Below are 16,025 nucleotides of genomic sequence, written 5' to 3' on the forward strand. Positions count from 1 at the left end.
CCGGGCGGCGCCTCGCGCATTCGACTTCATCGCCCGCTATCTGGCGACGTCGACTCCGACGTCGAGCCAGCCGCGCATCATCGTGCCGACCTCCTCGTCGAGCCAGTCACGAAACTGCCGATACTCCGGGCGCGACCGTGCGTTCTTGTGGGTAATCAGATAGTGATGACGGTCACGAAACACGATCACATCCGGCACCGGCCGCATCAGGCTCCCCTGCTCGACCTGGCGATGCACGAGGTGATGCCAGCCAAGCAGCGTCCCCTCGCCGGCTTCGGCCTGCGCGACGAGGAGCCGGTAATCGTTGCTCTCCAGATTCCTGTTCTCGACCAGCATATCGGTGCCGTCGCCCTGCTGAAACCAGTTTCGCCACACGCGCCAGTCCACGTGCTCGCACACCTGCGCACGGCCCAGCAACGACAGGTTCAGCGTCGGTTGCGACAGCAGGTCCAGCGGTTTCAGCGTCCTGCCGCGAAAATGCCGATCGTGGAACGACGGACTGCAGACCGGGTAGACGATGTCATGGAACAGCGGCTCGACCTCGAACTCGGCCTCGCGCGGCGGATTCTTCGTGATGATGATATCGGGCTCCATCAGCTCGTCCAGCTCCATGAAGTGCTCGGTGACCATCACGTGCATCCGGATATCCGGAAATCTGTCGCGGAACGCCGGCAGCCTGGACGACAGCCACAGCGCGGAAAACGTATGCGACACGCAGATCGTCAACGCGTGCTTGTCCGTGCGGCGTACGGCCTCCGCCGCTTCCGCGATGTTCATGATCGACAGATACGACGCGTTGTACAGGATGCGCCCGGCATCGGTCAGCGCGATATGCCTGCCCGTACGCTCGAACAGCGCGACGTCGAGGGAATCCTCGAGCTCCTTGATTTGTCTGCTGATTGCCGCCTGGGTCACGCACAGCACCTCCGCGGCCTGCGTGAAGCTCTCGTATCGCGCCGCCGTCACGAAGCACCTCAGCGCCCGGAGCGACGGCATCTGGGCGAGGAGTCTGTCTGTAAATAGCTGCTTCTTCGACATGGGTTTTACTCTCAAAACGGACACGCGCAACGCACGCGAACGCGCAGTTCGTCATCGCGCTCACGCTGCCGGCAGAAATCCCGCTATCGTGCCACGAACCCCAACAGAGGCCCGGATGAAACGAGTGTGCGAGCCCGCGTGCCGGATGGCAAGCGCCGCGAGCCCCGCAGACAGACGGGGCTGGCGTGCGTCACATCAACTTCAATCGAGCTTCAGCCAGGTCGTCTTCAACTCGCAATACTGGTCGTGCGCATAAACGGACTTGTCGCGCCCGCCGAAGCCCGACTGCTTGAAGCCGCCGAACGGCGTCGACAGATCCCCTTCGCCGAAGCAGTTGACCGTCACCGTCCCCGCGCGGATGCGGGCCGCGATCTTGTGTGCGCTGTTCACGTTATCCGTCCACAGCGAAGCGGCAAGCCCGTAGCACGTGTCGTTGGCGATTCGAACCGCGTCATCGACATCCTCGTACTCGATGATGCAGACGACCGGCCCGAACACCTCTTCGCGCGCGATGCTCATGTCAGGCGTCACCTGATCGAAGATCGTCGGCTCGACGAACCACCCGCCGGTCTCCGTGAGCGTCGCGTGTCCGCCACACACGACGCGAGCGCCTTCCTCCTTCGCCTTCTCGATATGCGCCAACACCTTTTCATGGTGCTTTGCCTCGATCAGCGCGCCGAGCTTCACGTCCGGGTCGAGCGGGTCGCCGGTTTTCCAGCCGGCGAGCACCGCCAGGATTTTCTCCAGCAGTTCCGCCTTCCGGTGCGACGGAACGAGGATCCGGGAACCGGCGCTGCAGTTCTCCCCCATGTTCCAGAACGCAGCCGCCACCGCCTGCTCGGCCACCGCATCGAGATTCGCGACATCGGGAAGAATGACCTGCGGATTCTTGCCGCCGCACTCGAGCACCACACGCTTCAGGTTCGTATCCGCCGAGTAGTGCAGGAAACGCTTTCCGGTGGCGGTCGACCCGGTGAACGCGATGAGATCGACGTCGGGATGACGTCCCAGCGCCTGCCCCGCGCTTTCGCCGAAGCCGGTGACGACGCTGAACACCCCCGCGGGCAGGCCGGCTTCGAGCGCGAGATCGGCGATCCGCAACGTCGACAGCGACGTCTGCTCGGCCGGCTTCACGATCACGCTGTTGCCGACGGACAGCGCCGGGCCGATCTTCCATGCGAGCATCAGTGCCGGAAAATTCCACGGCAGCACGGCGCCGACGACGCCGATCGGCTCGCGGGTGATCATGCTGACGACACCCGATCCCGACGGGGACAGCGCGTCATAGCGCTTGTCGGTCACTTCGGCATGCCAGCGTATGCAGGCCGCCGACTCGGGAATATCGAGCCCGAGACATTCGCCGATCGGCTTGCCGGCCTCGAGCGCTTCGAGCAGCGCCAGCTCCTCCGTGTGCTCGTCGATCAGTTGCGCGAGTCGCAGCAGCACCGCTTTCCGATGCGCGGGCGCGGCCTTCGACCACACGCCGGAATCAAACGCGTCCCGGGCCGCCTCGACCGCGCGATTCACGTCCCGTTCGTCGCATCTCGCCACGTCGGCCAGCACCTTGCCCGATGCCGGGTCGAGCGTATGGAACGTCTCGTTCGAAGCAGCCGGGCATCGCCGCCCGGCGATGAACGCGCGTCCGTCGAGCGCCAACGCTGCGGCCTTCTGTTTCCATTCCTGATAAGTCGTCATGTCCTGTCCTCTCAATTCAAAGCTCGGCCCCCGCCGAAAATTCCTTCGCCCAGATCGCGGCCGATACCGCCATGTCGACGATCGGCCGCACGGGCAGCGCACGCGGGTGCGGCTGGTTCAGCCGTTGCCGCACGAGCTCGTTCGAGTCACCCAGCGCATACTCGGCGATGAGCTTGCCGGACGCGGATCCCCTGCTCAGGCCCAGGCCGTTGCACCCGACCGCTTCGAAGATGCCGTCATCGCGGCGCCCGAACAACGCACCGTTGTTCGCGGACAGGCACAACGGCCCACCCCACGTGTATTCGAGTTCGACGCCGTTCAGCATCGGAAAGCGCCGATCGAACGATCGCTGATGCAGGCTCTTCGCCTTCGCCAGATCGGCCGGCGACACTTCGAGCCCCGGCCGGAACGCAAAGTGGTTGCGCACGCAGATGCGGTCCGTCACCAGCCGGCGCACGGTCGTGCCCATCGGGTCAGCCGGAATCAGCGACCACGATCGCGTTCCGCCGAGCCGTTTGATTTCGTCCGCGTTCAACTCGCGCGTCATCGACGCGAACGTATAAACGGGCAGCAAGCCGTTCGGATGCCGACCGAACGTCGCCGCATACGCGTTCGTGCACAGCACGACCTGCTTCGCGACGATCTTGCCGCGCGCGAAATGCAGCACCCTGGTATCGCCGCGATGCTCGATTTCCGTCACGGCGCTCAGTTCGAACACCTTCACATTCTTCGGCAGCGTCGCCGCCAGGCCGCGCATCAGCGCGGCCGGCTGCACCGTGCTGCAACCGGGCGTGAACAGTGCGCCGCGATAGAAATCGGTTCCGGTCACCGCACGAATCGCCGGACCGTCGAGCCATTCGAACGCTTCGTCGATCCGCGCGAGGCCGTCTGCAAAATGCTGGAGCGCTGCCTCGCCCTTGCTGTTGACCGACGCATGAAACTTGCCGTCGTCTCGCCAATCGCAATCGATGTCGTGCCGACGCACGATCGAGCGCACGTAGTCGATCCCGTGCCGCTGGAATCGAACGTCGGCCTTGTCCTCTTCCACACTGCGCGAGTAGCTTTCACTGCTGATGTCGTGCGGCAGATCGACGAAGAATCCGGAATTCCGTCCGGCTGTCGTCCGTCCGATGCGATCCGCTTCGACGAGTGCGATCGACGCGCCGGGCGCAAGCTCGGCCAGCCGCCGCGCGGCGCACAGTCCGGTAATGCCGCCCCCCACGACGACCCAGTCGTATCGACACTCGGACGACACCGTGTCGGCCGGCGCAGGCGGCGGCAGGATTTCCCACCAGCCGTTGACGCCGTCAGGTGCGGGAAACCGCGCAAATTCCAGATTCGAGGCCATGTCGTGTCACTGAGCCTGGCGGAACAGCGGCTTCACGAGCTGCGCGAAGGCGCTGCGCTCTTCGTCCGACAGCGCGCCGAGCGGCGCGCGCGCCGGACCAACGGGCAGCCCTGCCAGTTCGCAGCCGCAACGCACGTATTGAATGAATTTCCCGCTGCGCTCGAGCAGTTCGAGCACCGGCAGAAGCTGCGCCATCAGCTTGCGGCCCGTTGCGAAATCGCCCTGCTTGACGCACGCGTCGTACAGCGCGGTGTGGGCTTCGGGCAGGAAGTTCGAAGCGCCGCCAACCCAGCTTTTCGCCCCCCACGCAAAGAACTCGAGTGCCTGGTCGTCCATCCCGCAGCTCAGCACCAGCCTGTCGCCGAAGTGCGTGGCAAGGTGGTGCAGATGCGCGATATCGCCTGTGCTCTCCTTCATCGCGACGAAATTCGGCCGCTCGAGCAGGGTCGCGAGAACGTCGTCGCCGATGGCCGTGCCCGTGCGCGCCGGGAAGTTGTACAGCATGATCGGCATGTCGAGCGCATCGTCGACCTTCTGCAAATGGGTCAGCAGTTCTTCCTGCGTCGGCTGCGCGTAGTACGGTGCGGCCACCAGCAACGCCGACAGGCCGGCCCGCTTGGCCTCCTGGCCCAGGCGAAGCACCTCCTTCGTCGTCGTCGCGTTGATGCCGGCCGTCAGGAACGTCTTGCCGCCTGCCGCTTCGGCGACGGTATTGAACGTCCGCACACGCTCTTCGAAACTCAGCGCGTAGTATTCGCCGGTGGTGCCGCCGATACCGAGACCGGACACGCGGCCAGCCAGGTCGGCCGCATGCCGGCCGAGCAGTTCATGGTCGATTTCGCCGTCTGCGCTGAACGGGGTGACCAGCGGTGTATGTACGCCCTCGAAGCTCATTTCGATTCCTCTCTTCAATAAGTGGGTCAGGATCTCTGCTCGCTTTCACGACCGTGTTCGGCTGATGAAGTAAGCATACGACTGACGTTCCGGACAACAAAACTTTCGACGCGAATCGCGATTGCGATCGCGCCCTGAATGGATCGGCACGCGATTTCATCGATTCCTGGCGATCTCCCGGGCACCGTGACCTAGGCGTACGCCTCCGCGTGTGCATGGATCGGATACAGGCTGCACAGGTCGCGCACACGGCTTCGAACCGCACGCTCGACCTTCTCGTCTCCGTTCGGATCGCGTTCGAGCGCCGACAGCACTTCGAGAATCATCTCGCCGATCTGCTCGAACTGGGCCGTACCGAACCCGCGCGTGGTGCCGGCCGGTGTACCGAGCCGGATGCCGGACGTGACGGTCGGGTTTTCCGTGTCGAACGGAATGCCGTTCTTGTCGCACGTGATGCCCGCCCGTTCCAATGCCTTTTCGGCCTGCATGCCAGTGATGTGCCTGGCACGCAGGTCGACCAGCAGCAGGTGGTTGTCGGTGCCGCCCGTGACCAGGCTCAGCCCACCGGCCTTCAGCACATTGCCGAGCGTCTGCGCGTTGCGCAGCATCTGATCGATATAGGCCGTGAACTCCGGACGCAGCGCTTCGCCGAACGCAACCGCCTTGCCCGCGATCACGTGCATCAGCGGCCCGCCTTGCAAGCCCGGAAACACGGCCGAGTCGATTTTCCTCGCAATGTCGCTGCTGTTCGCCAGGATGAAGCCGCCGCGCGGCCCGCGAAGCGTCTTGTGCGTGGTGGACGTCACGACATCCGCATACCGGATCGGATTCTGGTGCCTTCCCGCGGCGACGATGCCCGCGATGTGCGCGATGTCCGCCATCAGCATCGCGCCGACGCCGTCCGCGATGTCACGGAATGCAGCAAAATCGAGCGCACGCGGGTAGGCCGAACAGCCCGCAATGATGAGCTTCGGACGATGCTGCTCGGCCAGCCGGCGAACCTCGTCGTAATCGATGCGCAGCGTATCCGCACTCACGCCGTACTGCACGGCGTTGAACCATTTCCCCGACAATGCCGGACGCGCACCGTGCGTCAGATGACCGCCGGCGTCGAGCGACATGCCCATCACAGTGTCGCCGGGATTCAGCAGCGCGAGCATCACCGCGCCGTTCGCCTGGGCGCCCGAATGCGGCTGTACGTTCGCGTATTCCGCTTCGAACAGCGCGCGTGCGCGGTCGATCGCCAGCGCCTCGATCCGATCGACGTGATCGCAGCCGCCGTAATACCGTCTGGACGGGTAGCCCTCCGCGTACTTGTTGGTCAGCACGGTACCTTGTGCTTCCATCACCGCGGCGGATGCGATGTTTTCGGACGCAATCAACTCGATCCGGGTTTGCTGGCGACGCACCTCCAGCGCGATCTCCGACGCGATGACGGGGTCGCGGCTCTGCAGCGGTTCCGAAAAAAAGCGCGAGTTGTCGTTCACTTGGTCACTCCGATGGGCAGGTCATCACTGCTGCAGCCAGGCCTTCACCTTGTCCGGATGCGCGTCGACGAACTTCTTTGCCGCCGTCGCGTAGTCGTTCGTGGTGTTGCCTTCGAACTCGATCGACTCGACATCGGCGAGCGTCAGCTTGAAGTGCTTGAAGAACACGTCAGCGCGCGGAAACTTGCCGGCGAACTGCTTCGACGCGAACGCGTGAACCTGCTCCTCGCCACCCAGCGTCCCCTTCGGATCCTTCAGATAGCGCATCTGCCACTTCTGGAACAGCCAATGCGGGCTCCAGGCCGTCGCGACGATCCACTGCTTCGATTGATAGGCGCGCGACACGCCCGCCAGCATCCCGGCCTCGCTCGACGCCTGCAGGTTGTACCCGTCGAGGCTGTAGGCCTTGACGGTCTTCTCGGACGCCTGCATCAGGCCGCCGCCCGGCTCGATGCCCTGGATCGTCCCGTTCAGCTTGCTCTTGACCTCGGGCTTGTTCAGATCGGCAACCGACGACAGTTGGGCCTCCGGGATGTAGGCCGGCACCGCCCAGCCATTCTTGCCACCCGTATAGATGACGCCGACATCATCCAGGTCGTTCTTGTACTTCGCGTAGTACGTTCCGTGCGTGACCGGCAGCCAGCCGCCCACCATGATGTCCAGATCGCCACGCGCGACGCCCTGGTACTGGATGCCGATATCGGCCTGCACGAACTGGACGGGCTGCTTGAGATTGTTCTCCAGCACGTATTTGGCGACATTGGCGACCGCCAGCACGTCCGCCCAATTCGTCACCGCAATCTTGATCGGCTCGGCAGATGCGGCCGGCCCGACGCCGACGCCGAATGCAACGACTGCCGACACCGCCAGTTTCGCCAGAAGCGATTTGTACGCATTGCTATTCATCTAGTACTCCTTTTCAATCAACTAAAACCTTGAACGATGACGGACGCCTTGACGTAGCGTGTCTGGTCCCCGCGTACTGCCGTACTGCTTTATTCGCTTTCGCAACGGCACTGATTGCGCAGTGCCGATCCGCACCTCGAACACCTCGGTCGATCGCGTCTGGCACGAATGCCTGCGATCGTCGCCGAAGGATCTGTCAGGTCTGCGCGGTGCCGCTCGCGCCCGACTTCCTCGCCCGCGCGGCCGGCCTCGATTTCTTCGCCTTCACGCCGAAGCTCTCCGTCAGACGATCTAGCACGATGGCCAGCAACACGACTCCGAGGCCGCCTTCGAAGCCGATCCCGATATCGAGACGCTGGATGCCGCTCAGCACATACTCGCCAAGGCCGCCTGCGCCGATCATCGATGCGACCACCACCATCGAAAGGGCCATCATGATCGTCTGGTTCACACCGGCCATGATGGACGGCAATGCGTTCGGCAACTGGATCTTCCACAGAAGCTGCCAATCGGTGCTGCCGAACGAGCGCCCGGCCTCCATCAGCTCCTCGCGCACCTGCCGAATCCCGAGCGTGGTCAGGCGTACGACCGGCGGCATCGCGAACACGATCGTGGCAATCACCGCCGGAACACGGCCCAGCCCGAACAGAATGACGGCCGGAATCAGGTAAACGAAGGCGGGCATCGTCTGCATGAAATCGAGCAACGAACGCAGCACCATGCCGACCCGGTTGTTCCGGGCGCCCCAGATCCCGAGCGGCACGCCGATCACCAGACTGAAGAACGTCGCGGCCGTGACGAGCGCCAATGTGGACACCGTCTGCGCCCACAAGCCCATGTAGTGGATCACGAGCAGCGCAAAGCCGACGAAGATCGAAAACACGACGCCACGACGCCACAATGCGAGCCCGATCAGGATCACGAGCATCGCGACGAACGGGATCGCGGCGAGCCCGTCTTCCAGCAGCTTCACCACCGCGCCGAGTCCGGCCGAGAACGCGTCGAAACCGCCGCGGAAATGTTGAAAAAGGAAGTTGACGACACTTTCTGCGAACTTCCCGATAACCGACGCGTTCATGCCGACCTCCGTTCCATCACCTGTTTGAGTATCGTCCGGCACGACACGACGCCTGCGAACCTGCCGGCCGCATCCGTGACGGGTACATCGTGCTGCTGGTTCAGTGCGATCGCCGCAAGCTGATGCAGGTCCGTTTCCGTCGACACGCGATCGACGTCGTGGAGAAAGGCCTCCCGAATCGGACGACTGCCCGATTTGTGCAGCGTCGCCGCCGTCACGCAACCCAGATACCGGCCGGTTTCGTCGCAGACGTAGCCGCATTCGGCGCCGCTGTCGATCAGCTGATTGAGGTAACGCTCGGACGGTGTGCCCGCATCGCATGAAATCAGCCCGCGGTCGACCCCGGTCATCAGGCTGGAAGCCTTCAGGAAGCGCGACACGTCGACGTTGCGGAAGAAGTCCCGCACGTACTCGTCCGCCGGCGACTGGATGAGCTCGGCCGGCGTGCCGACCTGAATCAGGCAACCGTCCTTCATGATGCCGATCCGGCCGCCGATCTTGACGGCTTCCTCGATGTCGTGGGAAATGAAGACGATCGTGCGCTGCTCTTCCTTTTGAAGGCGCAGCAGCTCGTTCTGCATCTCGAATCGAATCAGCGGGTCGAGCGCGGAGAACGCTTCGTCCATCAGAAGCACCGACGGGTTCACCGCAAGCGCGCGCGCCAGGCCCACCCGTTGCTGCATGCCGCCGGAAAGTTCGCTCGGCAGCAGCTTCTCGTATGATCCGAGACCGACACGCTTCAGCGCGGTGCGCGCGATGTCGTACCGCTCGGCCTTCTTGATGCCGGCCACTTCGAGCCCGTATGCGATGTTGTCGAGCACCGTGCGGTTCGGCAGCAGCGCGAACGACTGGAACACCATCGCCATCTTCTGCCGGCGGACGGCGCGCAGCTCCGGCGTCGACATCGGCGCGATGTCGCGGCCTTCGAGAATGACCTGGCCGGACGTCGGCTCGATCAGCCGGTTGAGCAAGCGAACGAGCGTCGATTTCCCGGAACCAGACAGCCCCATGATCACGAAGATTTCGCCGGCCTTGACGCTCAGGCTCACGTCGTTGACGGCGACCATGTTGCCGGTCTCGGCGAAGATCTCGTTGCGCCCGCGCCCCTGCCTCATCAGCTCGGCCGCGCGTTCGGGCTTCGCGCCAAATATCTTCGACAGGTTCTTGACCGTCAGAATGTCGGTTCCGGACGCGGCAACGGGCCTCACCACCGACGCCGCGGCGCCCGTGTTGATCGCGCCCGCCGCTATCACGTCGTGTGGCGCATAGGTCAGATTCGGGGTCATTCTGTCTTCCCAGCTGGCAGTTTCAGGAAAATGAAGCCCGCGGCCTTCTGCGTTTGCAGACATTCACGGTTGGCGGTCCGGGTTGCGTTCGCCAGCAGAATCGTCCTTCGGCTATTACGGCGGTTTTCACGGAGCTTGCGTCGAAATCAAACGCTGGCAGCCGCGATACCGTATAAATAGCCGGTCGCCGCACGAATATTGGAATATTCGGGCTTCGATTCGCCTTCCTCAGGTGGTTAATGCATTGATTGCAGCGTATCAAGCCAAATTGCGACATCCAGCTACATTTTCTCCATCCTTTCCCATACCTTTGGTAATGCATGCGACGCATGCCGCGACTGCCGGCGCATCGACGGAGGAAGCGGCCGGCGCGCAACGCCAATACCGGCGGCGCTCCGCGATGAAAAATGCGTCGGCAGCCGGCCTGCTCTGGAACGAACCGGGGCACCGGCCAGAAAGCAAGCTTTAAGGGAAAGTCCTGAGGAAGACACACAAACGGGCATTGACTGCCTGCGCGATTGGCGGGAAGCGAAGGCTCAGACGGCGCTGCTGGCGAGCAAGCACGCGACATCCTATTGATTTGTCGCAATCGTTCTAGCGGAATCGGCGCGTGTCTTTTCAAATAATGCTGTGGGACGCCGCGTCGCTCGCGACCCGGTGCGAATCCCGTCCGACAAGACACCTCTTCACTCACCCTTGGAAAGCGACATGTTCATTCGTGCCACCAGTACCGTCGAAAACGTCGATCCCGAAGTGTTTGCAGCGATCGAGCAGGAAAACCGCCGCCAGGAAGATCACATCGAGCTGATCGCCTCGGAAAACTACACGAGCCCGGCCGTGATGGCCGCGCAGGGCTCGCAGCTCACGAACAAGTACGCCGAGGGGTATCCGGGCAAGCGCTACTACGGCGGCTGCGAATACGTCGACATCGTCGAGCAGCTCGCGATCGACCGCGTGAAGGCACTGTTCGGCGCCGAAGCCGCGAACGTCCAGCCGAACTCAGGTTCGCAGGCGAACCAGGGCGTGTTCTTCGCGATGCTCAAGCCGGGCGACACGATCATGGGCATGAGCCTCGCGCACGGCGGCCACCTGACGCACGGCTCGCCCGTGAACATGTCGGGCAAGTGGTTCAACGTCGTCAGCTATGGGCTGAACGAGGCCGAAGACATCGACTACGAGAAGACCGAGGCGCTGGCCAACGAGCACAAGCCGAAGCTGATCATTGCGGGTGCATCGGCGTTCGCGCTGAAGATCGATTTCGAGCGTCTCGCGAAGATCGCGAAGTCGGTCGGCGCGTACCTGATGGTCGACATGGCGCACTACGCGGGCCTGATCGCCGCGGGCGTCTACCCGAACCCGGTGCCGCACGCCGATTTCGTCACGACCACCACGCACAAGAGCCTGCGCGGCCCGCGCGGCGGCGTGATCCTGATGAAGGCCGAGTACGAGAAGCAGATCAACTCGGCGATCTTCCCGGGCATCCAGGGCGGTCCGCTGATGCACGTGATCGCCGCGAAGGCCGTCGCGTTCAAGGAAGCGCTGTCGCCGGAATTCAAGGCCTACCAGCAGAAGGTGGTCGACAACGCGCGCGTGCTGGCGGAAACGCTGGTCAAGCGTGGCCTGCGTATCGTGTCGGGCCGTACCGAAAGCCACGTGATGCTGGTCGACCTGCGTGCGAAGCACATCACCGGCAAGGCAGCGGAAGCCGCGCTCGGCGCCGCGCACATCACGGTCAACAAAAACGCGATCCCGAACGATCCGGAAAAGCCGTTCGTGACGAGCGGCGTGCGTCTCGGCTCGCCGGCGATGACGACGCGCGGTTTCGGCACGGCCGAAGCGGAGCGGGTCGGCAACCTGATCGCCGATGTGCTCGAGGCCCCGGAAGATGCGGCGACGATCGAGCGCGTGCGCGCGCAAGTAGCCGAGCTGACCCAGCGTTTCCCCGTCTATCGCTGATTTTCGAATGGGCCGGATCGGCTTGCGCCATTCGGACCGACTCCCTGTGCGTCCCCATTGAATCCGTCGCCCGGCGGTCATCCGACCGCCGCGGCGGGACGCATGCATAGTTGTGGCACCTCCGCCGACATGGCAGGATACCGCTTCGACCATGCGGGTCTGCGCCGATGTATTACGGGGATGGGAAAATGCTGCTGCGTCTGCCGCATCGTTATGCACCGACACATTCCGTGTTGCCCTGCGCAATAGTCACCGCGATCTGGATCGTCGTCGCATGGCAAATCTACGTATGACGGAATTCTCGATGCTTCGAATTGAAAATATCAGCAAACGCTACGGCGAGCGCGTCATCTTCCAGCGGTTGAATCACCGGTTCCAGCCGGGATGCGTGGCGCTGTGTGATGAGAGCGGTAGTGGCAAATCGACCTTGCTCGGCATCCTCGCCGGGGCAATCGATGCCGATGAAGGTGATGTCTGGATTAACGGACATTCGCTCCGTAACGCGCCGCTCGACGCAAAGTCAGCGCTCGCCTATGTCCCTGACGACTGCATGGCGTATCCGCTCCAGACAGGGCGCGAGTTCCTCGAGCTCGTCGCCTCGACCAAAAAGACCGTGGTCGACAGCCGCACGCTCGAACTTGCGGATCGTTTCGGGCTGGCGCCGCATCTCGACAAACGCTTCGAGCAGATGTCGCTTGGCACACGCAAGAAGATATTCCTGACCGCGACCACACTGGGGGAATCCTCGGTCGTCATTGCGGACGAACCAGGCAGCGGGCTCGACGCCGCGTCGCGCGGCGTCCTCATGGACCTGTTCAGAACCTTGGCTCAAGATCGGGTGGTGTTTTTCTCCAGTTACGATCCCAAGCTTGCGCAAGGCTGCGGCGCAAGAACGATCAATTTTGCCGATCTTGGAACCGATGCGTAGCGCGCAAGTTTAGTCGGCTATTGCGATAGTCGGCCCATTACCAAGGCCTGGCTCCGCGGCATGCAGCGCGCCTGCTGCTATTTCCACTTCGATCCGAGCATCGCCAACCCGGCTTTCTGAAGATCTTCCGGCACCATCACAACGCGAAACTCGCAATCGGCGTTGAACGTCAGAAACCATGGCTCGGCAAACGCGGGAATCTGCGACGGCTCATCGAGGTTGATCACGAGGACGGCGCCGCGTCCTCCGCTTTGCTCCGTAAAATAGGCGGCTTCGGGTTTCGTCTCTTCGAGTATCTTCGCGATCACGTCCCCGATGGTGCCGTCGCGCACGAAAGCATTGAACGGCTCGTGGGGGATTCGTATGTTGAGAAGCATGCGCATGGGCGTTCTCCTTGTTCAAGGCCCTGAAAGAACTCTTCAAGCATGATAGGTCGCCGAAGTTGCTGTAGCGGGCTCGGCAACACTTGTGCAGACGACTATCCGATTTGCCTGTTGAACGCCGGCAGTCTTGTGACACCGATTCTCGTGCGGGCGGGCCGCCCACTTGATCACCACGCAATATCGCCTGTCGATCGTTTAGCCAACGATCGTCTGCGCGGCGGAGCGCACAGTCGTAAGCGACTTGCGAAGACTATCCTCGCCGGCTCCGCGTCAGCGTCTGGTGACGCAGACGGCCACGATTTCGTATCCGGGATCGGCGTGCTCGTTCGCTGCTTTTTCCGCTTCCTCATACGAAAGAAAGGACGTGGCATCTTCAATCGCAGGGGCCATCCCGACGTCGCCGTCCTCGGCGGTGCAAAGGAACTGCTCACCGGTCTTCACGACGTAGACGGAAGACATCATGTCTCCCTCCATCGTTTGCTGGGGGAACTTTCAGTCTAGCAGGCCGGAACGGTTGCGCGCCGTTCGCTTGTCGGAAAGCCCCTACACGCAAAATCGAAAGCGACTACACGGGCTTCAGCAGGCACTGACCGCTGGCGGGTTGTAGACAGAGCAATCTCGTCATAGGATTGGTTGCAGATGCGCGCCGCGTTGCGGCCGGGTATCGACGAGTGGATGGTCGATACCGTAGCGCGAGAAACAAGATCTCCCATATTGCGAGCGAACATTTTCGAGCCGGTCACATCGGTTGCACTCCTTTGAATTTTCGTCAACGATAGGGAGCCCGTTGCGTCCAATGAAGACAATTGCAAAGGCAGCGCTTGCCGAACGCAAGCGCTTTCGCAACCTGGTGCTGTTCGTCATGACCGGCTTGTCGGTCATGGGTAGCATCGTGGGCCTCGAAATGCATGGTGCATTGCAAGACGTCGCGACCGTGCGTCGGTCAACGACCGTGTTGCCAGCCGCGCGTGACCTTCTGGCTGCGTTAAGAGACGCCGAAACCGGTCTGCGAGGCTATCTGCTCACCGACGATCCCATGTACCTGGAACCATATCGGCAAGGCACAAGGCGGGCGGTGACCGCGTCCGCAGCGCTTCAGAGCGCGCTGGCAAACGAAACCGCAAGTGAACCCGTGCTTGAACAATTGATGCGCGACCGGGACGGGAAGCTCGCTGAAATGGCGCAGACGATCGCACTGCGTGATGAAGTAAGCCGCGACGCTGCGCTCGCCGTCGTACGTACCAACGTGGGCCAACACGTGATGGACCGCTTCCGTGCGGACATGGCCGTGCTGATCAGCCATTGGTTCAACCTGCGAGAGGACGCGTTCGTCGATCTCAATTGGCGCCTGATGAAGACGGGAGCAGCGTTTTCGGCTTTCGGCCTGCTTTTCGTCGCGTTGCTGTTGGTGACAGCTCGTCTGCAGCGCCGAGCGATGTCTGCAATCTCCTCTCACGTGGCCGCGCTCGATGCCGCGTCGACCCAGGACGCGCTGACCGGACTGGCCAACCGCCGCGGCTTGCTGACTTACCTCCAGGCAAAGTGCGAATCAGCGACGATAGACGCGCGCCGGATCGGATTGATGTACCTGGACCTTGACGGGTTCAAATCGGTCAACGACGCACTCGGACATGCGGCCGGGGACGATGTCCTCCGCGCGGCCGGCACCACTTTCGCGATGTGTGTTCGGGAAAACGACTGCCTGGCCAGGATAGGTGGAGACGAATTCGTCGTCGTCCTTCCAGGCATCGATTCGGACGACGAGCTTCACACCATCGCGAAGCGACTCGTTGCAGTGGCACAGGATCTCGGTCGAAAGATGCACAACGGGCGTTTTCCTATTGGCGTCACCATCGGAATTGCAACGTATCCCGATCGGATCGCAGATCCGCACGACTTGCTGGCGGGGGCCGACAGCGCGATGTATGTCGCGAAGCAAGCCGGGCGTTGCCGTTACCACTTTTATGAGCGCCAGCGGCCTGCGAACGTTGTGAGCCTCGACCGCGTCGTGGCCGACCGCCATTTTCAGGGCGAAAGCCGGGCACGAAGCATGGGCATCTCAGGGATGGGGAATTACGTCTCCACATCCGGTGATGGTCTTGAGAATCGCTGAAGAACCCCGTTGCGTCGGCCCGCATCAACGTTTCTAAACGTTGATTACGCCGCGTCCGAGTTCTATCACGCGGCCGCCAACGCCGATTTCGCCATTTGCGCTGACCGACAGCCGAAGCAGACAAGGCCGGCCGACCGCTTCGCCCTGCTCGACCTGAAGGACGGCAGGCAGTTTCTGGTTGGTGGCAAGCAGCCAACCACCCAAATTCGCACAGGCCGACCCGGTACCCGGATCCTCCGAAATGCCGCCCCCCTGCTTCGCGAAGAAATAGCGGGAGACCACCTTCCCCGGGCGTTCGGAGTCGAACGCGAACACATAGGCCGTCTTGCGACCGAGACTGCTTTGCGGCCAGATATCGAGACATGCACTATCGGGCCGCGCGCGGCGCACGGCAGCAGTGTCCTTGAGTGCGACCAGTAATTGATCCGCGCCGGTGTCGACCCAGATCGGTGGCGCGAGCAAATCGTCCTTTGTCAGTCCTAGCAGCGCCGCAGTTCTGGCATCGGACAACTCGCAAGCGGCTGTTTTCGGCATGCCCACATGCGGCGCGGTGAACGTCCACACGTCATCGCATGCATTGACGTTGACAACGCCTGCCTTGAATTCAAGTGCGAGATCGTTGCCTGCATCAAGCAGGTCTCGCACGACATGAGCCGTACCGAGTGTGGGATGGCCCGCAAAGGCCATCTCATAACCCGGCGTGAAAATACGTACGCGCGCCTGCGCGCGGTCCGATGGCAACACAAATGTCGTTTCGGACAGGTTGAACTGAACGGCCAGTGCCTGCATGGTTGCTTCGTCCATGCCGCGTGCATCTTCGAACACACAAAGCGGGTTGCCGCCAAACGTCGATTCGGCGAATACGTTCAACAGGCGGAAGGCATACGTGGTCATTTGAATCCCGTGTTGGATT

14 protein-coding genes are annotated in these 16,025 nt (G+C 62.5%); 3 read left to right on the forward strand and 11 right to left on the reverse strand.

The features are described 5' to 3' along the window. Positions 1–36 precede the first annotated feature (36 nt). The 8 genes from G3N94_RS02850 to G3N94_RS02885 all read right to left on the reverse strand — a co-directional run bounded on the left by G3N94_RS02850 (position 37) and on the right by G3N94_RS02885 (position 9,732). Complete coding sequence (locus tag G3N94_RS02850) at positions 37–1,038, reverse strand: LysR substrate-binding domain-containing protein (protein ID WP_205790570.1); 1,002 nt, start codon at positions 1,036–1,038, stop codon at positions 37–39. A 201-nt stretch (positions 1,039–1,239) separates the two neighbouring features. Further along, complete coding sequence (locus G3N94_RS02855; RefSeq protein WP_205790571.1) at positions 1,240–2,733, reverse strand: aldehyde dehydrogenase; 1,494 nt, start codon at positions 2,731–2,733, stop codon at positions 1,240–1,242. A gap of 16 nt (positions 2,734–2,749) precedes the next feature. Further along, positions 2,750–4,081, reverse strand: coding sequence for an FAD-binding oxidoreductase (locus G3N94_RS02860; RefSeq protein WP_205790572.1), 1,332 nt, complete (start codon positions 4,079–4,081; stop codon positions 2,750–2,752). Between the two features lie 6 nt (positions 4,082–4,087). Then, the gene (locus G3N94_RS02865) at positions 4,088–4,975 is read right to left on the reverse strand and encodes a dihydrodipicolinate synthase family protein (RefSeq protein WP_205790573.1); all 888 of its coding nucleotides are present in this window, start codon (positions 4,973–4,975) and stop codon (positions 4,088–4,090) included. Positions 4,976–5,166: 191 nt separating this feature from the next. Then, entirely contained in the window at positions 5,167–6,462 is a 1,296-nt protein-coding gene (gene glyA, locus G3N94_RS02870) for a serine hydroxymethyltransferase (protein ID WP_205790574.1), read from the reverse strand. Positions 6,463–6,486: 24 nt separating this feature from the next. After that, positions 6,487–7,368, reverse strand: a complete 882-nt coding sequence (locus G3N94_RS02875; RefSeq protein WP_205790575.1) for a glycine betaine ABC transporter substrate-binding protein — start codon at positions 7,366–7,368, stop codon at positions 6,487–6,489. 196 nt (positions 7,369–7,564) lie between these two features. Continuing rightward, positions 7,565–8,446, reverse strand: a complete 882-nt coding sequence (locus G3N94_RS02880; RefSeq protein ID WP_205790576.1) for a proline/glycine betaine ABC transporter permease — start codon at positions 8,444–8,446, stop codon at positions 7,565–7,567. Next, the gene (locus G3N94_RS02885) at positions 8,443–9,732 is read right to left on the reverse strand and encodes a glycine betaine/L-proline ABC transporter ATP-binding protein (RefSeq protein WP_205790577.1); all 1,290 of its coding nucleotides are present in this window, start codon (positions 9,730–9,732) and stop codon (positions 8,443–8,445) included. The genes G3N94_RS02880 and G3N94_RS02885 overlap by 4 nt, the downstream gene beginning before the upstream one ends. A 708-nt stretch (positions 9,733–10,440) precedes the next feature. On the opposite strand from G3N94_RS02885, the gene glyA (G3N94_RS02890) reads away from it, so the two are divergent. After that, a complete protein-coding gene (gene glyA, locus G3N94_RS02890; protein ID WP_205790578.1) occupies positions 10,441–11,688 on the forward strand; it encodes a serine hydroxymethyltransferase in 1,248 nt (415 codons plus the stop codon). Positions 11,689–11,992: 304 nt separating this feature from the next. Next, positions 11,993–12,616 carry an ABC transporter ATP-binding protein gene (locus G3N94_RS02895; protein WP_205790579.1) on the forward strand — a complete coding sequence of 208 codons (624 nt, stop codon included), beginning with the start codon at positions 11,993–11,995 and terminating at the stop codon, positions 12,614–12,616. A gap of 77 nt (positions 12,617–12,693) precedes the next feature. Here G3N94_RS02895 and G3N94_RS02900 read toward each other — a convergent pair whose 3' ends face one another. After that, positions 12,694–12,999 carry a panthothenate synthetase gene (locus G3N94_RS02900; protein ID WP_205790580.1) on the reverse strand — a complete coding sequence of 102 codons (306 nt, stop codon included), beginning with the start codon at positions 12,997–12,999 and terminating at the stop codon, positions 12,694–12,696. A gap of 270 nt (positions 13,000–13,269) precedes the next feature. Next, positions 13,270–13,458 carry a hypothetical protein gene (locus tag G3N94_RS02905; protein ID WP_205790626.1) on the reverse strand — a complete coding sequence of 63 codons (189 nt, stop codon included), beginning with the start codon at positions 13,456–13,458 and terminating at the stop codon, positions 13,270–13,272. A gap of 337 nt (positions 13,459–13,795) precedes the next feature. Here G3N94_RS02905 and G3N94_RS02910 point away from each other — a divergent pair, with 337 nt between their 5' ends. Then, on the forward strand, positions 13,796–15,112 hold the full coding sequence (locus G3N94_RS02910) for a diguanylate cyclase (RefSeq protein WP_205790581.1): 1,317 nt from the start codon (positions 13,796–13,798) through the stop codon (positions 15,110–15,112). Positions 15,113–15,145: 33 nt separating this feature from the next. On the opposite strand, the gene G3N94_RS02915 is transcribed toward G3N94_RS02910, so the two are convergent. Next, entirely contained in the window at positions 15,146–16,006 is an 861-nt protein-coding gene (locus G3N94_RS02915) for a PhzF family phenazine biosynthesis protein (RefSeq protein WP_205790582.1), read from the reverse strand. Positions 16,007–16,025 lie beyond the last annotated feature (19 nt).

This window comes from Burkholderia sp. Ac-20353, assembly GCF_017104785.1.
Classification (GTDB): Bacteria; Pseudomonadota; Gammaproteobacteria; order Burkholderiales; family Burkholderiaceae; genus Burkholderia.